This window comes from Prosthecobacter debontii (assembly GCF_900167535.1).
GTDB classification, from domain to species: Bacteria; Verrucomicrobiota; Verrucomicrobiia; order Verrucomicrobiales; family Verrucomicrobiaceae; genus Prosthecobacter; species Prosthecobacter debontii.
The window spans coordinates 186,703-206,994 of record NZ_FUYE01000002.1 but is presented as its reverse complement, the minus strand read 5'-3'; the positions used below and the strand labels follow the sequence as shown (position 1 = coordinate 206,994).

General features: G+C 57.1%; 16 protein-coding genes. 8 read left to right on the top strand and 8 right to left on the bottom strand.

Annotation, left to right across the window (positions count from 1 at the left end):
- Positions 1 to 16 precede the first annotated feature (16 nt).
- Both recN and B5D61_RS03265 read right to left on the bottom strand, forming a co-directional pair.
- Positions 17 to 1,678: a DNA repair protein RecN gene (gene recN, locus B5D61_RS03270; protein WP_078811875.1), complete on the bottom strand. Its 1,662-nt coding sequence runs from the start codon at positions 1,676 to 1,678 to the stop codon at positions 17 to 19.
- 144 nt (positions 1,679 to 1,822) lie between these two features.
- Positions 1,823 to 2,776: a PstS family phosphate ABC transporter substrate-binding protein gene (locus B5D61_RS03265; RefSeq protein WP_078812163.1), complete on the bottom strand. Its 954-nt coding sequence runs from the start codon at positions 2,774 to 2,776 to the stop codon at positions 1,823 to 1,825.
- A 175-nt stretch (positions 2,777 to 2,951) separates the two neighbouring features.
- Between B5D61_RS03265 and pstB the strand changes: the two genes are divergently transcribed.
- Positions 2,952 to 3,737, top strand: a complete 786-nt coding sequence (pstB, locus tag B5D61_RS03260) for a phosphate ABC transporter ATP-binding protein PstB (RefSeq protein ID WP_078811874.1) — start codon at positions 2,952 to 2,954, stop codon at positions 3,735 to 3,737.
- Positions 3,738 to 3,788: 51 nt separating this feature from the next.
- Here the strand turns inward: pstB and B5D61_RS03255 are convergent, their stop codons facing one another.
- Both B5D61_RS03255 and B5D61_RS03250 read right to left on the bottom strand, forming a co-directional pair.
- Entirely contained in the window at positions 3,789 to 5,741 is a 1,953-nt protein-coding gene (locus B5D61_RS03255; RefSeq protein ID WP_078811873.1) for a GAF domain-containing protein, read from the bottom strand.
- A gap of 9 nt (positions 5,742 to 5,750) precedes the next feature.
- Positions 5,751 to 7,421 (bottom strand): TolC family protein, encoded by a 1,671-nt coding sequence (locus B5D61_RS03250; protein WP_176159198.1) that lies wholly within the window; start codon positions 7,419 to 7,421, stop codon positions 5,751 to 5,753.
- 70 nt (positions 7,422 to 7,491) lie between these two features.
- Between B5D61_RS03250 and B5D61_RS03245 the strand changes: the two genes are divergently transcribed.
- The 5 genes from B5D61_RS03245 (at position 7,492) to B5D61_RS03225 (ending at position 14,289) form a co-directional block, all read left to right on the top strand.
- Positions 7,492 to 8,457 (top strand): 6-bladed beta-propeller, encoded by a 966-nt coding sequence (locus tag B5D61_RS03245; protein ID WP_139373028.1) that lies wholly within the window; start codon positions 7,492 to 7,494, stop codon positions 8,455 to 8,457.
- Between the two features lie 89 nt (positions 8,458 to 8,546).
- Positions 8,547 to 9,158: a hypothetical protein gene (locus B5D61_RS03240; protein WP_078811870.1), complete on the top strand. Its 612-nt coding sequence runs from the start codon at positions 8,547 to 8,549 to the stop codon at positions 9,156 to 9,158.
- Positions 9,159 to 9,212: 54 nt separating this feature from the next.
- On the top strand, positions 9,213 to 9,626 hold the full coding sequence (locus B5D61_RS03235; RefSeq protein ID WP_078811869.1) for an OsmC family protein: 414 nt from the start codon (positions 9,213 to 9,215) through the stop codon (positions 9,624 to 9,626).
- Positions 9,627 to 9,721: 95 nt separating this feature from the next.
- Positions 9,722 to 13,528, top strand: coding sequence for a methionine synthase (gene metH / locus B5D61_RS03230; RefSeq protein ID WP_078811868.1), 3,807 nt, complete (start codon positions 9,722 to 9,724; stop codon positions 13,526 to 13,528).
- Positions 13,529 to 13,824: 296 nt separating this feature from the next.
- Positions 13,825 to 14,289: an RNA recognition motif domain-containing protein gene (locus B5D61_RS03225; RefSeq protein ID WP_078811867.1), complete on the top strand. Its 465-nt coding sequence runs from the start codon at positions 13,825 to 13,827 to the stop codon at positions 14,287 to 14,289.
- 165 nt (positions 14,290 to 14,454) lie between these two features.
- Here B5D61_RS03225 and B5D61_RS03220 read toward each other — a convergent pair whose 3' ends face one another.
- From B5D61_RS03220 to ndk, 3 genes are all read right to left on the bottom strand, one after another.
- Positions 14,455 to 15,576, bottom strand: coding sequence for an aldo/keto reductase (locus B5D61_RS03220; RefSeq protein WP_078811866.1), 1,122 nt, complete (start codon positions 15,574 to 15,576; stop codon positions 14,455 to 14,457).
- 266 nt (positions 15,577 to 15,842) lie between these two features.
- Positions 15,843 to 16,106, bottom strand: a complete 264-nt coding sequence (gene rpmB, locus B5D61_RS03215; RefSeq protein WP_078811865.1) for a 50S ribosomal protein L28 — start codon at positions 16,104 to 16,106, stop codon at positions 15,843 to 15,845.
- A gap of 90 nt (positions 16,107 to 16,196) precedes the next feature.
- Positions 16,197 to 16,622, bottom strand: coding sequence for a nucleoside-diphosphate kinase (gene ndk, locus B5D61_RS03210; protein ID WP_078812162.1), 426 nt, complete (start codon positions 16,620 to 16,622; stop codon positions 16,197 to 16,199).
- 759 nt (positions 16,623 to 17,381) lie between these two features.
- Here ndk and B5D61_RS03205 point away from each other — a divergent pair.
- Complete coding sequence (locus B5D61_RS03205; RefSeq protein ID WP_139373027.1) at positions 17,382 to 17,966, top strand: vWA domain-containing protein; 585 nt, start codon at positions 17,382 to 17,384, stop codon at positions 17,964 to 17,966.
- Here the strand turns inward: B5D61_RS03205 and B5D61_RS03200 are convergent.
- On the bottom strand, positions 17,891 to 19,426 hold the full coding sequence (locus tag B5D61_RS03200; protein ID WP_245846443.1) for a peptide ABC transporter substrate-binding protein: 1,536 nt from the start codon (positions 19,424 to 19,426) through the stop codon (positions 17,891 to 17,893). The genes B5D61_RS03205 and B5D61_RS03200 overlap by 76 nt on opposite strands.
- Before the next feature lie 126 nt (positions 19,427 to 19,552).
- On the opposite strand from B5D61_RS03200, the gene B5D61_RS03195 reads away from it, so the two are divergent.
- Positions 19,553 to 20,278 carry a 3-keto-alpha-glucoside-1,2-lyase-like domain-containing protein gene (locus B5D61_RS03195; protein ID WP_078811862.1) on the top strand — a complete coding sequence of 242 codons (726 nt, stop codon included), beginning with the start codon at positions 19,553 to 19,555 and terminating at the stop codon, positions 20,276 to 20,278.
- Positions 20,279 to 20,292 lie beyond the last annotated feature (14 nt).

The window sequence follows — 20,292 nt, the reverse complement described above, 5'->3', positions numbered from 1 at the left end:
CTATTTGCGTCAGCTGTTAGGCGTGACCCACCAATAGGTTTCGCGCATGTTCGCGAGCAGACTCGATTTTACCTCCGAGCATGCGGGCGAGCTCCTCCACCCGTTCGCCGTTGGTGACTTCGCGAATGTTGGACTTGGTGCGGTCGCCTTCGATCTCCTTGGTCACCACGAAGTGGCTACCTGCCAGGGAGGCCACCTGCGGGAAGTGGGTGATGGCGATGACTTGGTGTGTGCTGCCCAGTGACGCCATTTTGTGACCGACCGCCTCGGCAATGTTACCCCCGACGTTGGCGTCAATCTCATCAAAGACGAGCAGAGGCACAGCGTCTTGTTTGGCCAGGGCGCTCTTCACGGCCAGCAGCACGCGGGACATTTCACCACTGCTGGCGGTCAGCCGGAGCGGTTTGAGTGGCTCGCCTGGGTTCGGGGCGAACTGGAAATCGACTTCTTCCAAACCGCTGCGGGCGGGGTCTTTTTGAGGGATCAGTTGAGCTTCGAAGACACTGCGTTTGAAGCCGAGATCGGTGAGATGAGCCGCCACTTCTTTGGCGAGTTTCGGTGCGGCGTCAGCCCGCTTTTTGGTGAGCTGTTTACCGAGTTTATCGACCTCGGCACGACGCGTTTTGACCAGAGCTTGCAGGCGCTCCAATTCCTCTCCACGATTTTCGATTCTCGACAGTTTTTGTTCGGCCTCCTGTTGGAATTGCAGGATGGCCTCGACGGTGGAGCCATACTTGCGCTTCAGGGTCTGGATGGTGTGGATGCGCTGATCCAGACGGGCGAGCTCTTCGGGATCGGTTTCCAGATCATCGGCGTATTCCTGCACGCTGCTTTCCAGTTCCGTCAGCTCGATCTGAGCCGACTTGAAGCCCTCGAACATGCTTGCCGTGGAGGGATCGATTTTCTCCAGCTCATGGATATGACGACCGATTTCGCGCAGGGCATCCAGAATGCCCCCCTCACCATCGCTGAGGCGTCCGGTGATGGCGGAGCAGACCTCGGCCAGACGCGCGCCATTGGCGGCGATGCGGTGACGGCCCTCGATCTCCTCTTCTTCTCCGGGTTTCAGATCCGCTGCAGCGATCTCTTGAGCTTGGAAGCGCAGCATGTCCTCCTGCTGGCTGCTGCTACGCTCGCTGTTTTCCAGTTCGTCCAGTTCGGTCAAAGCGGCTCGCCATTGCTGCCAGGCGGTTTGGTAGTGAGTCAGGGTATCCTCACTGCCAATGTACTTGTCCAGCATTTCCAGCTGCCGGTCCTGAGAGTTCAGCGATTGATGATCATGCGGGCCATGCAGGTCCACTAGATGCTCGCCCAAGGCCTTCAGCACCTGGATGGTGACCGGGGAGCAGTTAACAAATTGTTTGTTGGCACCACCAGTACTGATGCTGCGTTTGATGAGGAGTTCGCCGTCCTGACAGGGTTCTAATCCAGCCTCCTCCAGCACAGCATCGACGGCCCGAGTGTCGTTCAGATGAAAACTGGCCTCCACGGTGCAGGTGTCCTGGCCATTGCGGATCAGGCTGCGGTCGGCACGTTCGCCCAGAATGAGCTTCAGGGCTCCAACGATGATGGATTTCCCGGCTCCTGTTTCTCCCGTGACTCCGATCAAACCAGCCCTCAGATCCCAGGTGACGTCCTCGACGAGAGCCAGATGGCGGATTTTAATGAAGGAGAGCATGAGAAAGGGGTGATAGGTATCGGAGTATGTAAGGATCTCTGAAGGAATTCAAGGGCTTGTGCATTTGAACACGAAAAATGCGTCAGAGGTACCCCCCTGACGCATAGGAAATCGAACGGGCGGAGGATTTAACTCCGCAAAAGTTTACTGAGCCAGTGTGGCCTGGGTTTCTTCCAGCACTTCGACAGGAATCGGATAGTAACCATCCTTCACTACCACCTGCTGTCCATCTTTGCTCTGGATGAACTTCACAAACTCACTGGTGAGGCTATCCAGAGGCTGGCCGGGCTTCTTGTTGATGTAGATCAAAAGGAAACGGGCCAGGGGATATTCACCGCTGAGGCAATTCTCATAGGTCGGCTCGGCCAAGCTTTCGGCAGTTTCACCGATCGGGAGAGCACGCACACCCGAGGTGACGTAACCGATGCCCGAGTAACCCAGCGCAAATTCATCCGTGCTCACCCCCTGGACCACAGCCGAGGAACCAGGCTGCTCTTTCACACTGCTCTTGAAGTCACCTTTACCGAGAGCATGTTCTTTGAAGAAGCCGTAGGTGCCGGAGGCACTGTTACGACCGAAGAGGGAGATGGCACGGCCCTTCCAGGCATCCACGCCCAGTTGACCCCACTCAGTGATGTCGGCAGGAGCGCCCAGCTTGCGGGTGGAGGAAAAGATGCCGTCGATCTGGGAAAGGGTCAGACCCTTGATGGTGTTGTCCTTGTGAGCAAAGACGGCCAAGGCGTCCACAGCCACTTTGATCTCAGTGGGCTTGTAGCCAAATTTCTTTTCAAAGGCGTCCAGCTCTTCCTGCTTCATCTCACGGCTCATTGGCCCGAGTTGGCTGGTGCCGGCGATCAGGGCTGGAGGTGCCGTCGCAGAGCCTTTCCCCTCGATCTGGATGTTCACATTCGGATACTTCGCTTTAAAACCCTCAGCCCACAGGGTCATTAGGTTATTAAGAGTATCGGAACCGATGGAGATGAGGTTTCCTGAAACACCACTCACCTGCTTGTATTCAGGGATGGCAGGATCCACCTCAGCCGAGTGGGCGAGAGCTGAGAAGCTGAGAATGAGGGTGAGAAATGAAGGAATCTTCATGGTGTGGTTGATGTTGTGTGACAGGTGGCGCATTCATCGACGAAGCTTTGTCACATGGCGCGGAAAGACGTGTGACAGTTTTGTCACGCGCTCTGGATTTATATGGCAGCAATGTGACAATAAGGGGAGTTGCCAACCCAACCTGCCTAGGCAAGGTCTTTCACTCCCTTCACGCATGACAGTTTCAAATCCCGTCGCACACCTGCCGAGCGCCATTCAGGTGCGGAATGTGGATTTCTATTATGGTAGCAAGCAGACGCTGTTCGACATCAATCTGGACATCCCGCGCAATCAGGCCACGGCGTTCATCGGACCCTCTGGCTGTGGTAAGTCCACCTTGCTGCGATGCTTCAATCGCATGAATGACCGGGTGGATGGGGCCGCCGTTCGGAAGGGCAGCATCAAGATCGAGGGGGAAGACATTCATAGCCCAGCGTTGGATGTGGTGCAGTTACGCCGCCGGGTGGGCATGGTGTTTCAAAAATCCAATCCCTTCCCGCGCAGCATTTACGAGAACATCACCTACGGTCTTCAGATTCACGGTGAAAAGCGGAAGGATTATCTCGACCATGTGGTGGAGGAAAGTCTTCGTGGAGCGGCTCTCTGGGACGAGGTCAAGGATCGGCTCGATCAGAGCGCCTACGGCCTTTCCGGCGGTCAGCAACAGCGTCTCTGCATTGCCCGGGCGATTGCCGTGAAACCCCAAGTGCTGTTGATGGATGAACCTTGTTCGGCTCTAGACCCCATCGCGACGGCACGTGTGGAGGATCTGTTTCACCAGCTTAAGGAGAAATACACGTTGGTCATTGTCACACACAACATGCAGCAGGCGATGCGCACGGCAGACTACACGGCCCTATTTTACCTGGGAAAGCTGGTGGAGTATGATGAAACCATGCACCTCTTTGAAAACCCCAAAGAGAAACTGACCGACGACTATGTGCGCGGCCGGTTCGGCTGATCCCGTGGTGTGGATTCCTGTCCGTCCTCAGGGAGGTTTCGGCATTCCTGGCTATAGCCACCAGCGCATGCGTAGCCAGCGGGTAAAACGCCGGAACAGGACTGCGGCGGCCGGACGACGATGGAGGTCTATCTTCGCGCGTCCTGTTAAGCCGGGTCGTATGAGGGGTTCCAACGACGAAGGAATTTTCACCTGAGGTAGAGTGATGCTGAAGAGTCCGCCGTGAGGGCCAGGCTGGAGGGCAGGGCTAATCTGCTGAGCTTGAGTAATGGCAGCGTGCAGTTCATGTGCACTCTGGGTGTAGAGCAGGTAATCCACGGGTAGGGTCTGCCCTTCTGCGAGCGCCTCCTCAAGGGCGCTGATGTCCGCTTCCTCCACTTGCAGCCGCAGGTCCCAGCTGTCCACACTGGCGATCTCAGCAAAGGTGTCGGCTGCTTGAAGAAAACTGCCGGTTTTTAAATGAACGTCTCGCGTCATGACAATGCCTGCCAGCGGGGCACGTAGCTCAGCGAGGGAGATTTCCAGGCGAAACCGTTTCTCCATCTCCGCTTGCGCTTGAGCTTCCAGGGTAGCCATGCGCGCGAGCGCTTCTTTGCCTTGGCCACGCTGGCGTGTGGCTTCGGCTTCAAGGCGTTTACGGGTTTGCACAGCCGCTTCCAGATCGCTTTGTAGGCGGCGGGTATCCAGGCGAGCGATGATTTGCCCTGGCGTGACTCGGTCGCCCTCATGCACGAGGACTTCCTCAATGCGTCCTGGTGCCTCTGCCGTGACGAGGGCACGCTTCAGTGGGAGTAGGGTGCAATCTGCCTCCACGCGCACCCGTAGGGGCCAGAGAGCTGCAATCCCAATGAGTAGCGTAAGAGCAAGCGTCTTCACCAGCCAGCGGCGTTTGCGCGTGGCAGAGACGTCCTGACGCCAGCGCCCGAGCTGGAGCAGACGCCGATGAAAAGGAATGGCCTGGTGCACCAACGCGGCTCTCAGCGACCGTCCGGTGAGATCCGCCAACCACTGAGCGAGCACCAGAGAGGGCGGACGGGACTCCACTGGAGCACCTGCTGAGCCGAAACTGTGGGGATCCGTACTCTCGCACAGCAGCGTGCCTAGGCGCACTCCCTCGGCACCATCCCGCAGCGGCACCAGCGCAGCGGATTGCATGGGCGTGTCTTGAAAATGGGTAACGTCATCGCTTGCAAGCACCACCCACGCGGTGTCGTGAAAATGACGCTGGGTAAAGGCCAGCATCTGACTGACGATGCGGCTACGCTTGTCCACCGACTCTTGGCCCGAGATGGCGATGATCCGCCAGCGGTCCCCCTCTTGTACTAAAAGGCTCACCCGGTTGATGCCCAGCATCTCCCGAGCATGGGCAGCGGCGAGGCGTCCTCCCATCTCTGCATCCAGCACCCCCGCGAGATCTGAAGCCATCTGGAGCAGCCGCTGCTGACGCTGGCTGAGAGCTCCCAACTCGCGCATCTGGCGGGAGCGCAAGCGTGGTCCGAGATCGGCAAGTAAAGCCTGCACCATGAGGGCGATCTCGGCGAGGCCCTTGGGATCACGCTGCGCAGGGAACCAGAGCTGCACACTGCCGAGCAGATCATCGCCACTGCGCAAAGGGGCACCAATGATGGCATGAGGACCTAGATTCACGAGGACCCCGGGCGTCACCGGACCTTGATCCGCTGGGCTCGGCATGAGCACCAGGGGCTGGGCAGAGAGGATGACCTCCGTAGCAGCACGTTGAGTTTGCTGACGTTGCTCGGTTTCAGGTGCACCGGCTGCGGGTTCCAATTCCGCAGCGGCAGCCAGGCGGAGACTGAGATCTTGGCCGCGGCGTTGAGCGACGAGCCAAACCGCGCCCCCCAGAGCATCAGTGGCTTGTACCAATTGATGCAAGATGGCGCGGTGTAAATCCGCTTCATCCGCCGTCTGTCCCGCCAGGCGTGCAAGCTCTGTTGAGAGAGCTTTCAGGGCTTGTTGGCGATCAGAGCGGGGCGGGGTAGTCATGCGGGCAGGCTATTTCTCCGTCTTCACAGCCTGCGGCTGCTGGCGGCTGCGATCAATGCGAATGCCTTGACGCTCGAGCAAAATGCCGCTGATGAGGGCCAGCTGCGTGGCCGCCTTGTTATAGTCGGCCAAGGCTGCAATGCGGCGCGTGCTGGCATCGGCGAGGTCATTGCGTGCTTTGAGTACGTCGAACGTGCGTGCTAGTCCCTCGCCTAACCGTTTTTGCTCCGTCTCCAGCAGGCGTTGGCTCAAGCGCATGGATTCTTTGGTGGTGTCTAGACGTGCCCGCGCTGCCTTCACTTGAGCGATGACCGTATCCAGCTCCACAGACACGTTGAGTTCGGACCTCGCGATATTTAGGATCGCCTGCTGCTGGCGATGCTCGGCCACGGCATTGCTAGATCGAGCCGTTCGATTGCCAAGCGGGATGCTAAGCTGGAAGCCTACCTGGGTATCATAGCCCTGACGGTCGAAGGCTTCTTGAAAGGCTCCGCTGCGGTCTCCGCTCAGGCCGTTGGCGGAGAGCGTGGCCTGGAGGTCCAGGCGCGGGAGCAATTGATTGCGTGTGTATTTCACCACGATGGCCTGCTTTTCAGCTTCCTCGATGGCGGCACGATGATCGGGGCGGCGCGCCAAAGCGGTTTGCAAAAGCTGTTGGCGATCCGTGCGAGGGGAGATGATGGGCAGCGCGTCCCGTGGTAAAAAGATGAGGCCAGCCCCTTCCTCCAGGGAGCCAAGGATCTGGCTTTTTAAGCGGCGCTGTTTCTCTACGGCAAAGCTCATGGCCGCAATGACTTCCTCGCGCGCGACCGCGACCGCGACCTCTGCCTCTTGCACCTCGGCTGGAGAGAGCACTCCGGCCTCCAGTCGTTTTTGATTTTCGCGAACCAACTGTTGAGCAAAGAGAACGACCTCTCGTTTCACCTCCAGATTCTCCATGGCAAAGATTAGATCGTAATAGTCCAACATCACCTCAGCGATGCTGCGCTGTAGCCGTGCCTCCCATTGACTGTCGGCAATGGCTTCGTTGCGGCGGCTGATGCGCACTTCAGCGAGATTCACGCTTGGGCCAAAGTCACGTAGCAGCGGTTGGGTGAGTGTCACTCCGACGGCCGCACCATACTCGGGATAAAAAATGGCAGGCGGACGCTGACGGTTCAGATCATTGCGAAATTCACCCAAGCTGGCAAAGAGCCTGTATTGGGTTCCTAGAGGCAGCCGACCCTCAAGGCCCGTTTGAGTGAGGAAGCTCTGTTGCTTGAACATATTGGGCTCATCCAACGGCACCAGAAAGCCGCCCGTCTGCACATACTCCAGAGCATTTTGCGGGAGGTTGGATTCTCTCCAGGTGGAACTGAGAAAGTAAGACGGCTCAAACTTTCCCCAGGCTCCTTGAGTTTGGGCCTCAGCAATCGCCCAGTTCAGCCACTCGATGCGCACATCCAGGCTTTTTTCCAGCACTCGGTGCAGAGCCTCCTCCATCGTGAGATAGCTCGGTTGCAGTCCCAGCGTCTCCTCAAACGTCTGAGCCCGCAAACCCGACACAATCAGGCAAGGCAGGAGAGCGAGAATGAAGAGCAAGCGTGGCACCTCCCCACAGTGAGCCAGGGTGGTGGCTTTGCAAGCTTGGGGGGAGGTGCTCTCCGCAGGATGACACACACACGCACGCGGATTCAGCATGTCTTTGGTGATTGACGGATGGAGCGCGTTTCGTTTGGAATGAGCTTCGGTTTCATCCGCTCCCTTCTTTATGAGACATCCTTTTTTCTCCCTTTTCAGCATCTTGGCTTTGAGCAGCACGGCTTTGGCTGACGTGGCTTATGAGTTCGCCCCCAATTTTATCACGCCACCGGCAGGCAAGGAAACCATCGGCAATGGTCACGGTGAGATTGCTTGCGACAGTGCGGGCAACTTCTATGTGAGCGTCCAAGGACCCGAAAATAAGGACGCAGGTGTGCAAGTCTATGGTCCGGATGGCAAGTTCATCAAGGCACTGCCTCTCCCCAACTCTCTGCATGGTTTTGTGATTCGTGAGGATGAAGGCCACGAATACCTCTTCGGCGCAGTGCTGGGTGAGGCGCGTGTGATCAAGGCCAAGCTCGATAGCAGCATCGTGATGGAGATCCCCACCAGCGCTTTTCCCGCCGATAAAGCGGGCCCGAAAGGCCTGAAGCTGACCAACTGTGACGTGGCTCCGAATGGCGACATCTACGTGGTGGATGGCTATGGCATTGATTGGATCTTCGTCTTTGATCGAGCCGGCAAGTTCAAGAAAGTCTTCGGAGGCCGAGGCGAGCCCCTGAAGCTGAGCAACACGCACAAGATCTTCATTGATCGTCGCTATGAACCCGCCCGCATCTTAGCCTGCGACCGTGGCAACAACCGCATCCTGCACCTGGACTTGGAGGGCAATCTGATCAGCGTTTATGCCGAAGAAGGTCTGCGTCGTCCGAGCAGCGCTTCCTTCCATGGTGACCTCGTTTGCATCGCGGAGATCGCAGGTCGGGTGAGCGTGTGGGATAAGGAAGGCAAGCAGGTAGCCTCCCTCGGGGTCAATGACACCGCTGGCCAGACCAATACCCCCAAGGTGGAGCCCAAGGATTGGCAGCAGGGCACCGTCACCTCCCCCCACGGCATTACCTTTGACAACGCAGGCAACATTCTGGAGACAGAATGGAATCTCTTCGGTCGCGTGCTGCGCTGGAATAAGAAATGATCCCGACGCGCGATAGAACTCATTCATCCATAGGGGGGACCATCACGTTCCCCCGGTTTGTTTGGCGAGCACACCCAACAAGGTGGACGTTGGCGTTCACCCTCTGCCTCCTTTCTTTTTTAGGGGCTAACCATCTGCACGCACACGCCTGCGAGTTTCTCCTGGCTAAACTGGAGGTTCAACCCGAGCGCGTGACCCTGGAGATCACCGCTGACTATGGTGGCAATCCGCTGATTCCGGATGAAGCGGCGGCTCGTGAAGCGGTGCTGAATTCCTTTCACGTTTATCTCGGGGGGCAGACACAGCGACTTGAGGAATTGGAGCCCTTAAGGTTTGAAACTCGCATGGAATGGGACCCCACGGCACCGACAGCCATGGCTCCACCACCCGAAGGGCAGACTCACCAATTACTCACGGGCATCTGGAAATGGCGCCCCCATACGGATCACATCGTGCTGGGCGTGCCGGAGAAAAATCCCCTGGATGTCTTGCTCTGGACTCAGAATGAAAAGCTGCCCGGCAAAGAAGCGAAGTGGATGCTTCTGATCGAGGGTGAAAAGACGCCCGAAATCGTGATCTGGCCACCCGTCCCACGCCCACCAGTTCATCCAGGCAGACAGATCTTGAGTTCGTTGATATGGGCCATGGGTCTCCTATGGTTGATCCGCCATGGCCGGGCTCAACGCTCAAAGCTCGCATAACGAAATTCACAGATTTTCGATGCTCGCCCGCATGATCCATGTGTAGGGTGGCTCATGGCTGTTTCCATCACTGTCGATTACCTCGGTGGCCTGCGTTGCCAAGCCACGCATGGTCCTTCCCAGACTCAAATCATCACCGATGCCCCCGTGGATAACCACGGCAAAGGCGAATCCTTTTCTCCCACGGATCTCGTGGCCACAGCTCTGGCGGCTTGTATGGCGACGGTGATGAACATTAAGGCCCAGCAAAAAGGCTATGACATCACAGGCATGAAGGTGAGCGTGGAGAAGCACATGAGCGCTGACTCCCCGCGTCGCATCGTGCAACTTCCGATTACGATCGAGATCCCTCTGCCTGAGGACCATCCTGACCGCAAAGTGCTGGAAGCCACCGCACTTGCCTGCCCCGTTCATCAGAGCCTGCACCCTGATATCGAGAAGCCCGTGACGTTTGTGTGGAACGGTTAAGATAGCTTAATAATGCCTTTTTATATCTCCCATCCTCACATCATGATGCGTTGATGGGAGATTGACGGCACCCGGCTTGGGGGTAGGTTCAGGCTATGCCTGCCCGTCCCAATGTCCGTTCCGAACTCGAAGCCGCTATGCGTCAACGCATCCTGGTCATTGATGGGGCCATGGGGACGACGATTCGCGGGTATGGTCTGAAGGAGGCGGATGCTCGTGGGGATCGCTTTTTGAAGAATGAGAAGGACCTGCTGAACAATGGCGACATCCTCTCGTTGACTCGCCCGGACGTCATCGAGGACATCCACCGTCGCTTCTTGGAGGCCGGTGCGGATATCATCGAGACGAACACCTTCTCAGGGACCAGCATCGCTCAGGCGGAGTTCTTCAAAGAAGTGCCGGAGGGCATGCGCAAAGATCCGGCGTTTTTCCAGACGGTTTTGGAGGATAAGTTCCTCAATGACCTCGCCTGGGAGATCAACTTTAAGTCTGCCGAGCAATGCCGCAAATGGGCCGATATCGTCGGTGAGCAGACGGGGCGTAAGCGCTACGTCGCCGGGGCTATTGGGCCCCTCACGGTCTCACTGTCGCAGTTTCCCGATCTCACGGACCTGAGCTTCCGTTACGTGACCTTTGATCAGGTCAAGCAGGCGTATAAACACCAGATCCGGGCGCTGATTGCCGGTGGTGTGGATACCCTGCTGGTGGAAACCATTTTCGATTCCCTAAATGCCAAGACCGCTCTGGTGGCGATTCGCGAGGTGTTTGAAGAGGATAAGGTTGAACTGCCGGTGCAAATCAGCGCGGCGGTGGGCCCAGGCGGTGAGACGATGATCTCAGGTCAGGTGACCGAGGCTTATCTGAACGCCATGCGTCATGTCAACCCGCTGTCCATCGGTCTGAACTGCTCGTTAGGCCCAGATAAAATGCGTCCTTTCCTGGCGGAACTTTCGTCGAAGGCGGATTGCTTTGTTTCGGCCTATCCCAACGCGGGGATGCCTAATCCGTTGGCCCCAACTGGCTTTGACCTGCTGCCGCCAGACATGGCCAACTTTGCCAAGGATTTCGGCGGTAGTGGCTTCGTCAATATCATGGGCGGCTGCTGTGGCAATACACCGGAGCACATCGCGGCGATTGCTAAAGCCGTGGAAGGTTTGGCCCCACGTGAGGTGCCAGCAGATCCGCATACCATGCGCCTCAGCGGTTCCCAGCCGTTCGTGCTGAATACGGGCGATGCCAATGTGCGTCCGCCTTACCTGATGATCGGCGAACGCACCAACGTGGCGGGCTCGCCCAAGTTCGCCAAGCTCATCAAGGAAGGCAAGCTGGAGGAAGGTGTGGCCATCGCCCGTCAGCAGGTGGAGAGCGGTGCCAATGTGATCGACGTCTGCATGGACGAAGGCCTCATCGATGGCGTGGCCATGATGACGAAGTTTTTGATCCTCCTGCAAACCGAGCCCGAGGTGAACAAGGTGCCGATCATGGTGGACTCCTCCAAGTGGGAGATCATCGAGGCCGGTCTCAAGTGCTTGCAAGGCAAGGGCATCGTGAACTCCATCTCTCTGAAGGAAGGGGAGGCGAAGTTCAAGGAATATGCCGTTAAGATCAAACAATACGGTGCCGCAACTGTGGTCATGGCTTTTGATGAACAAGGCCAGGCAGCGACCTTCGACGACAAGATTCGTATTTGCGAACGTGCTTATCGCATCCTCGTGGACGAGGTCGGTTTCCCTCCCGAAGACATCATTTTCGACCCCAACATCCTCACAGTCGCTACCGGGATCGAGGAGCACAACAACTACGCCCTCGACTTCATCAACGCCACGCGTTGGATTAAGGAGAACCTGCCGCATGCTAAGGTCAGTGGTGGGGTGAGTAACGTCAGCTTCAGCTTCCGCGGTAACAACAAGGTGCGTGAGGCCATGCACAGCGTGTTCCTGTACCATGCCATTAAGGCAGGCATGGACATGGGCATCGTGAATGCAGGCATGCTGGAGGTCTATGAAGAGATCCCGCAAGAGATGCTGGTGAAGGTGGAGGATGTGATCCTGAACCGCCGTCCCGACGCCACCGAGATCCTGGTGGACTACGCCGAGCAGTTCAAAGGGCAGGCGGGCAGCGCGAAGAAAGCGGAGATCGACATGAGCTGGCGCGAAGCCAGCGTGGAGAAGCGCTTGGAGCATGCTTTGCTCAAGGGCATCACGGATTTTATCAATGAAGACACGGCTGAAGCGCTCGCTAAGCTCGGGCGTCCTCTCGCCGTGATCGAAGGCCCGCTCATGGATGGCATGAGCGTGGTGGGGGACCTCTTCGGTGCTGGTAAAATGTTCCTTCCTCAGGTGGTGAAAAGCGCCCGCGTGATGAAGCAGAGCGTGGCTTATCTCCAGCCTTACATGGAGGAGGAAAAGAACGCGAATCCGAACCAGCGTAGTGCCGGCAAGATCGTGCTCGCCACGGTGAAGGGTGACGTGCATGACATCGGCAAAAACATCGTCGGTATCGTGCTGGCCTGTAACGGATTTGAAGTGACTGACATGGGCGTGATGGTGCCCTGCGAGAAGATTTTGGACAAAGCCAAGGAAGTCGGTGCAGACGTCATCGGGCTCAGCGGTTTGATCACGCCTTCTCTGGATGAAATGGTGCATGTGGCCAGCGAAATGGAGCGTCTTGGGTTTACCCAACCACTGCTCATCGGCGGAGCCACCACCAGCGCCGCCCACACAGCCATCAAGATCGCGCCAAAATACAGCGGTAGCATCGTGCATGTGCTGGATGCCTCCCGCAGCGTGCCGGTGACAACCTCTCTCCTGAGTGAAGACCAGAAAGACGGTTTCGTGAAGCAGAACGAAGCTCGTCACGCCAGGCTGCGTGAGGAATACGGCAAGAAGAAGGATCGTGAATTACTCAGCTTGGCGGAGTCCCGCGAGAAAGGATTCCTCTGCGACTGGAACACTCAAGAGATCGCGACACCAAGCTTCACGGGGACGAAAGTTTACGAGGGTCCTGATCTCATCCCCACTCTGCGCGCTTTCATTGACTGGTCCCCCTTCTTTCATTCCTGGGAGCTGCGTGGCCGCTGGCTACCTGATGAAGGTCGTTTCAATTCCGCCCATGAAGACGCGGAGATGAAAGTGAAGGCGGAAGCGGAGGCGCTGAAGCTTTACAATGATGCTCAGGCTCTGCTGGATCGCATCGTGGCGGAGAAGCGCTTCACGGCTCGTGGCGTGATCGGGTTCTTCCCCGCCAACAGCATTGGGGATGACATTGAGGTTTATCCCGATGACAGCCGTAGCGCGGTGAAGACCGTCTTCCACACGCTGCGTCAGCAAGTGATCAAGAAGGACAAGCCTAACTTTGCGTTAAGCGATTACGTCGCCCCGAAAGCCAGTGGCCGTGCGGATTACATCGGCGGATTTGCCGTGGGTATCCATGGAGCCGATGAGTTCGCCAAGGAATTCGACGCCGCGCATGATCCTTATCATGGCATTCTGACGAAGGCAGTGGCCGACCGGTTGGCGGAAGCTTGTGCTGAATATTTACACCAGCAGGCACGTTTTGCTTGGGGTTATGAAAAGCCCGGCGATCTGACGACTGAGGAGATGGTGAAGGAAAAGTATCGCGGTATTCGTCCAGCACCGGGTTATCCCGCGCAGCCTGACCACACGGAGAAACCGATCCTGTTCGATCTCCTGAATGCCACAGCCCAAACCGGCGTTGAACTCACCGAGAGCATGGCCATGCATCCCGGCAGCGCGGTCAGCGGCCTGTATTTCAGCCACCCTGAGGCCCATTACTTCGGCATCAGTGTGATCGGTAAAGACCAGATCGAAGACTATGCTTCCCGTAAAGGCATGAGCGTGGAGCAGGTGGAAAAATGGCTCGGCCCTTGGTTGGGTTATTGAGTCCAGTTCATCCAGCATCCTAACCGCCTATCGAGGGGATATGTCGAATATTCGCAGCTTATCTAAGCAGACAAAGGGGGCTCATGCGTCGGATAAACAAACCAGACGGGTTTAAAACCGCACATCAGTGCTCTGATTAAGTGTCAAGAATAATGCTTGCATTGCTCCGACACATCGACGACTCCTGCCGAGCGTCCACCTGTTTGAAGGGTTAGGTCCAGAAGTTCACAGGTGAAGGTGTCGTCGGTGAGGGTTCTGGCTAATCAGATTCAGTGAACTCTCAGTTAATTAAAGAAATGAATACGAAAATGTATGTGGGGAACCTCCCCTTCAGCGCCACCGATGTAGATGTGCGTGATCTCTTCGCCCAATACGGCGGCGTGACGGATGTGTTCCTTCCGATGGACCGCGAGAGCGGCCGGCCACGTGGCTTTGCTTTTGTCACGATGGACACACCAGAAGCCATGACAGCGGCTATTACGAACCTGCACGGAAAAGACTTCAATGGCCGTTCCCTGACAGTCAATGAAGCTCGTCCTAAAGAAGAGCGCCCGGCCTTTGGTGGCGGCGGCGGCGGCGGTGGCCGTGGCGGCTTTGGTGGCGGCGGCGGCGGTGGCCGTGGCGGCTACGGTGGTGGTGGTGGCGGCGGCGGTGGCCGTGGCGGCTACGGTGGTGGCGGTGGCGGCGGTGGCCGTGGCGGCAAGAGCTGGGATCGCGACCGCAGCCGTAAAGGCGGCGACGAAGGCGATGAGCGTTGGTAATCAACGACGGCTGAGCCCGAATTAATTCTTTTTAGAAAGGCGATATCCTCACTGGATATCGCCTTTTTTATTCTGGAAATGAAATTGGGTGGCACTCTGTGCAAAAAGAAAAACACGGACCCATGGGAGCGATCCGTGTTTTTAAAGAAGACTGACGCAGGTCTCTTACCAACTGTTTCCTAGCCCCCAGCGACCCGCAAGGGACAGCAGTTCGGGGCGCATCGGCCATTCATCGGGGCGTGGCTCTTGGCCTTCATGACGCTGGCTGGCACCTTTCAGCATCATGCAGCCGGTGTTGTCACCGATTTGGCGGATCTCTTCGACTTCCTCAGGGCTCAGGATGTTTTCCACTGGCAGGGCAGCGAGTTCATCCAGCTTGCTTTCGATGCTTTTCGCTTCTTCACCGGCTTCCTGAATCAGGGTCGGCACGACACTTTTCACGGGTTCCTGTGCCAGATCCCACAGGCAGGCCAGTTGGATCATGGTGAGTCCGTGCTTGTCGGCAATGTGGCGGATTTTCTCCAGCTTCTCTCCGGCATGCTCCACCCAGCCTGCGGGGCGGAAGCTGCGGTGGTCGCCATCGCGGAATTTGTGACCGGGTTTGACGTCATCGTGAAAGATACCTCCGTAATCCACCACGCGGGTGAGGATATCCACGCCATGCTTTTTAGCGGCAGGGAGCACGTGCTGGCCTGGCCAGGGCTCTAGAGGATTGAGGATAATCATGGCCCAATCCACAAGATCTCCGAAGCGCTCGAAGCAATCGATCATATCGAGTGTGAAGCCATTGGCGGGACCAGGGGCGATGCCTAGGCGATCCGCGAGGCCTTTGTCTTTGAGCGCAGCCATGGCCTTCCAGACATCTTCGCTGGTGTAACCGATGGTGTCGGGGTTGTGAAGCATGAGGCAGTCGAACTTACTCGCCTGGCAGCGTTTCAGAGACTCTTCAGTCGCCATGGTGAGGTAGCTCTCATATTGCTCGGGTTTGTGCAGACCGGCGTCCGTGAAGCGAGGGTAGCCCTTGGCCCCAGAGCGAAGGCCGGTGTAGAAATCATGACCGACTATGCCGACGAGGCAATATTCGTCACGGGGCAGGCACTGTAGAGCCTGACCGAGCATGGAGTCCGCACGGCCTGCACCATAGACATCGGCGGTGACGAAGGTTCGCACGCCCTTGTCGAAGGCGCGGCGGATCATGGCGATGTAGCGGTCATCGTCCAGCATCTCGCCGAAATGCATGTATTTGCCACCACTCCAGGTGCCGTAGGCTGTGCGTGTGAGGTTCATAAAAGTGGATCAGAGGTTGGGACCAGTTGTGAAAAAAGAAAGCGCGGAAGCGCCGGAAAGGGGGAAGTCCCACAAGAAAGCGTTCTGGCCTTTGGTCAAGAGGCGAGCAAGGGGAGTCGGCTAATCCGCAGGATAAGGGGAGTTTTGGGTGAAAGAAAGGCGACGCTTCTCTCGCGGCTTCTCCTGTTAGGCGTAGAAAATGCAAAAGGCAGGTTCTTGCGAACCTGCCTTTCAAACATCATTGGCGATGATGCCAACAATCAAAATTAGATCAGACCAGCGGCCTTCAGCGTCTTGTAAGCGCCGTTCTTGTCCAGGGTCTTGAGAGCGCGAGCGGTCAGCTTGACGCTCACCCACTGATTCAGCTCAGGCACGAAGATGCGCTTCTGACGCAGGTTCGGGAAAATAACGCGCTTCACACGCTTGGTGATGTGTTTACCGATACCACCTTCCTTCTTAGCTTTACCGCTGCGATGGATGTGATGGCCGCGTGTAACGCCGACTCCGGTGATTTGACAGACTTTAGCCATGTGAGTGCTCCTGGAAAAAAATTGGGGCGCGATAGTAGCCGAGGACGCGGGCGCGTCAACCCCGGAACGCATCTTTTTGCGCCGGAAGGGTTAATAAGAGAAGATTTCGCCGTCTTTGAAGAATCGTTTCAACTCGATGGCCGCTGCTTCCGGGGAATCCGAAGCGTGAACGACATTGGTCATTTTGTCGGAGCCGAAATCACCACGGATGGTGCCTTTAGGAGCTGCCTTGGAGTCCGTTGGGCCGAGCAGGTCGCGGACGTGGGAGATGACGTTTTCGCCACCCAGAGCCACGGCGATGACAGGCTTGCTCTTCATGAAACCAGCCACTTCAGGGAAGAAAGGCTTGTCGGCGATGTGGGAGTAGTGATCTTTCAGGATCTCGTCGGTGAGCTGGATCATCTTGATGCCGCGCACACGGAAGCCCTCGGCCTCCAGACGCTTCAGGACTTCGCCATTCAGACCTTGGGCGACGCAGTCGGGCTTGAGCAGGAGGAGGGATGTTTCTTGGGCCATAGGAGGGTTTTGGAAAAGGGCGGGGAAGTTGCGGGCGGTCTCATCCAGAGTCAAGTGGGGAAAACTCCAGAGGGGGTGTCCTTTTTTCTGACGATGGGCTTGATCGGCTTGGTTGGGTGCCTTGGGAAGAGGGGAATCCCGCACTTTTTCTGTGACAACATCGTCTCTGGCCATTTCCCTGCTGTGAGGGTTGGTGACGTGTCGTCATCAGCCGAATGTCCCAGGCGCTGCGCCCTGTCCTGTTGTGCCTCTTTTTCTCCTATCGGACGGGCTGATGTGGTCCCAGGATGCCGCTGACAAGCGCCTATCTGTACAGAGAATAATCTGAGTCACCTGGGCATAAGCGAGTGGAGTTGAGCCAGTAAAGCCCGTGCTTGATCCAGCTCATTCACCTCCTATAAGCAGTGCAACCTCAGCACCTGCTCTCGGAGTGCTGTCTCTGGATTCATGTCCCACAGACGCCGGGACTGCTGCTCGAAGTAAGTCGCTGCCTCCGCACGCTTCTTTTCCAATACGTAGGTGGTGCCAATCCCAGTCAATCAGGTGAAGTTCATTGATTTCGCGTCTTTGACTGGAGAGACCGAAGCGCTGGCCAATCTTGCCGGCCCAACGAGGCAAAAGAGGCTGATGGAGCTCTTGCAGGAAAATTCGTACATCTAAGCTGGCCTGCCAATAACGCGGGGCTCATCGGCGTGAATCTAGCTCAGGAGCTGATGAAGCAGACGGACCCCGGCTTGATCGAACGGGACGGCCAGCGGCATGCCTTTGAACCGGATCACGGAAGAGACCGTCAAGCTCATCAGTAACATGCCGCCGGGTGTTCAATTCGGCATCATCCAGTTCCTGCGTAACTTCAAGCCTTTCAAAACGGAATTGGTGCTCATGCCGCCGGCCAATCGTGATCTGGCCAAGCAGTGGATCGACACGGAATGGAATAAAAGCGGCCAGATGGCACGTGGACAGGCTGGGGCTTTTAGCCCCAATCCCAACGGGGTGGTTTGTGGGCTCGATGCGGCATTTGCCATGAAGCCGGACGTGGTCTTCCTGATCTCCGATGGTCAATTCGAACAGATCTATCTTCAAGGAGGCCGCATCACCAATGAGGTTTTAGAAGACAAAATGAAGGAGTTGCAGTTGGCTCAACCTGAGAAGGTGTCCGTGCACTTCGTCGGCTTACAAATGAAGGCGGATGATAAAGGTGCTTGGGAGCGTCTGGTGCGCCGCACCGAGGGCGATTGCGGGAGATTCGCTGAACGAGCTGATTACCCTCACTTCCAGCTCATGCAGCGGAACGGGTGGTCATCGATCAGATTCCCCTGCACGCCTTGCAGCTTGTTATCGTGATAAAACTGCACGCCGACATAATAATAAACCGGGATGATAGCTGCTCCATCACGGATGAGCGTCTTCTCGGCTTGCTGAAAGGTTGTGTTGCGTTGTTGGACATCGGGATCACTGGCCGCTTCGGCAATCAGTCGATCGTAATCCTGGTTAGACCAACCGGTGCGATTGTTGCCGCTGCCAGTGATGAACATGTCGAGGAAGGTGCTGGGGTCATTGTAATCTCCCACCCAACTGGAACGGCAGAGATGATAGTCCAGTTCACGCATGGATTTCAGCCAGACTTTTTGCTCCTGCTTGGTGAGGTTCACCGTCACGCCTAGGGTCTCCTGCCACATGGATTGCAGCTCGATGGCAATGTTCCTTTCCACCGGAAGTGGGATGTAAAGATACTCCACGCGAGGGAATCCTTTGCCATTTGGAAAACCTGCCTCGGCCAGGAGTTGGCGGGCTCGCTCGGGATTGTAATCGAGTCCTTCCGGTGGCTGGTAGTTTTGCCCTGTCCCCGGAGGGGTGAGACCCCAGGCGGGTGTTTCGCCGAGTTGGGTGATCTTTTCGACAATGCGCTTCTTATCCACCGCCAGCGCGAAGGCCTGACGCATACGCGCATCGGTGAAGGGCTCACGTGTGACATTGATGCGGATGAACCATGTGCCTAGGAAGGGACCGGTGTGGAACCACGGCTGCTGCTTCAGCTTTTGAGTCAGCGTGGGGGGCACCATGCCTTTGTCCATCATCAGGTCGCATTGCCCCGTGTGAAAGTAACTCAGGGCGGTATTGGCATCCTGCACCGGTTTGATTTCCACGGTGGCCATCTTCACATGGGAGGCATCCCAATAGGAGGGGTTTTTGCGCAGCCGAATGTGGTCGTCCAGCCGCCAATCTTCCAGGAGATAAGCGCCGTTGGTCACGATGTTGGCGGGTTTGATCCATGAACTGCCGTGTTTTTCAATCGTGGCGACAGGCACGGGAGCGAGCGTGAGGAAGGCGGAGAGATCCACGAAGTAGGGGATGGGATTCTCCAGCGTGACCTGAAGCGTCTGATTATTTACGACCTTCACCCCCACCTCAGAGAAGGGGATCTTGCCCTCGCTGAAATCCTTTCCACCTCGGATCACATGCATGAGACTGGCGTAATCTGCCCCCGTGGAGGGATCGAGCGCCCGTTGCCAGGAAGCGGCGAAATCCTGGGCTGTCACCGGTTTGCCATCGCTCCAGGTTGTGCCCTGACGCAGGTGGAAGGTGTAGGTTTTGCGATCTTCAGAAACTTCCCATCGCTCGGCCATGCCCGGCTCAGGTCGGCCTGCCTGATTGACCCGGCAGAGGCCCTCAAACAAGGCTGAGGAAAGGCGCATGGAAACCTGATCCGTCACCAGGGCTGGGTCTAGTGTCTCAGGCTCGGCGCTTTGGATGAAAACGAGATCCGCGCGGTCCCGCTCAGGTGCGCATGCACTGAGGAGCATGAGGCAGGTGGCTAGGAGCGGACGGAGAAAAAGGCGCATCGTCCGCAGAGTGCATCGGACTCGCTGCGGGTGCAAGAGATGCAAATCATGGCAACATCGGGTTTTATCGGACGTTTCCAGCGGCCCATGAAAGTCCCAGCCCTCCTCTTCCTGGCCCTGGCCTCCATCGCCAGTGCTGCTGATCTACCTTTGCTCGCCATTCCAGGTGAGGTCATCTACCAAAGCAAACTCGACACCGCTCCTGCTGCCCCTTGGAAAGCCGCTAAAGGCCAGTGGGAACTCAAGGATGGCGTGATGCGCGGTTCAGAGTTGGAAGCCGATAAACACGGCGCGGTCACCCGCCTGCCTAACAAACTGAATGATTTCGTCATCGAATATGAATTCAAGTTTGAGGGTGCCCGCACGACCAGCCTGTCCATCAATGCTGTGAAAGATCACATGGCCCGCATCAACATCACGCCCAAAAGCGTGACCGTGCAGCGCGACGACAACGATCATGAAGGTCCCGATAAAGCGGTGGTCTTCGCCCGCTTGCCTGCGGAACTGAGTCCCGGCACCTGGCACAAAGTGCGCCTGGAGATGGTGGGCGACACCATGCTGGGTCAAGTGGACGACTTGACCGCCTGGGGCAGTGACGCCCTCTTCAAGACGGATAAAATGAACCCAGGCTTCACTGTCGCAGGTCAGTCGGTGGATTTCCGTAACCTGACCATCCGTGCCGCCACCCTGAACCCCGAATGGGACTCCGTGAAAGCCGCCCTGCCTAAACCCGGTGAGAAAGTGGCTCCTGCCGCTGCGCCTGCAAAGGGCAATGCCAAAGGCAAGGGTAAGAAGAAAAAGAAGGCGGAGTAAACCACTTCAAGTCT

Bases quoted from the DNA above. Each gene is read 5' to 3' on its own strand.
- rpmB (WP_078811865.1), bottom strand. From the start codon at position 16,106: ATGGCTAAAGTCTGTCAAATCACCGGAGTCGGCGTTACACGCGGCCAT.
- B5D61_RS03255 (WP_078811873.1), bottom strand. From the start codon at position 5,741: ATGACTACCCCGCCCCGCTCTGATCGCCAACAAGCCCTGAAAGCTCTC.
- B5D61_RS03235 (WP_078811869.1), top strand. From the start codon at position 9,213: ATGGCTGTTTCCATCACTGTCGATTACCTCGGTGGCCTGCGTTGCCAA.
- pstB (WP_078811874.1), top strand. From the start codon at position 2,952: ATGACAGTTTCAAATCCCGTCGCACACCTGCCGAGCGCCATTCAGGTG.
- B5D61_RS03200 (WP_245846443.1), bottom strand. From the start codon at position 19,426: ATGCTCCTCAGTGCATGCGCACCTGAGCGGGACCGCGCGGATCTCGTT.
- B5D61_RS03205 (WP_139373027.1), top strand. From the start codon at position 17,382: ATGCCTTTGAACCGGATCACGGAAGAGACCGTCAAGCTCATCAGTAAC.
- metH (WP_078811868.1), top strand. From the start codon at position 9,722: ATGCCTGCCCGTCCCAATGTCCGTTCCGAACTCGAAGCCGCTATGCGT.
- B5D61_RS03245 (WP_139373028.1), top strand. From the start codon at position 7,492: ATGAGACATCCTTTTTTCTCCCTTTTCAGCATCTTGGCTTTGAGCAGC.
- B5D61_RS03220 (WP_078811866.1), bottom strand. From the start codon at position 15,576: ATGAACCTCACACGCACAGCCTACGGCACCTGGAGTGGTGGCAAATAC.
- B5D61_RS03225 (WP_078811867.1), top strand. From the start codon at position 13,825: ATGAATACGAAAATGTATGTGGGGAACCTCCCCTTCAGCGCCACCGAT.
- B5D61_RS03195 (WP_078811862.1), top strand. From the start codon at position 19,553: ATGAAAGTCCCAGCCCTCCTCTTCCTGGCCCTGGCCTCCATCGCCAGT.
- B5D61_RS03250 (WP_176159198.1), bottom strand. From the start codon at position 7,421: ATGCTGAATCCGCGTGCGTGTGTGTGTCATCCTGCGGAGAGCACCTCC.
- recN (WP_078811875.1), bottom strand. From the start codon at position 1,678: ATGCTCTCCTTCATTAAAATCCGCCATCTGGCTCTCGTCGAGGACGTC.
- ndk (WP_078812162.1), bottom strand. From the start codon at position 16,622: ATGGCCCAAGAAACATCCCTCCTCCTGCTCAAGCCCGACTGCGTCGCC.
- B5D61_RS03265 (WP_078812163.1), bottom strand. From the start codon at position 2,776: ATGAAGATTCCTTCATTTCTCACCCTCATTCTCAGCTTCTCAGCTCTC.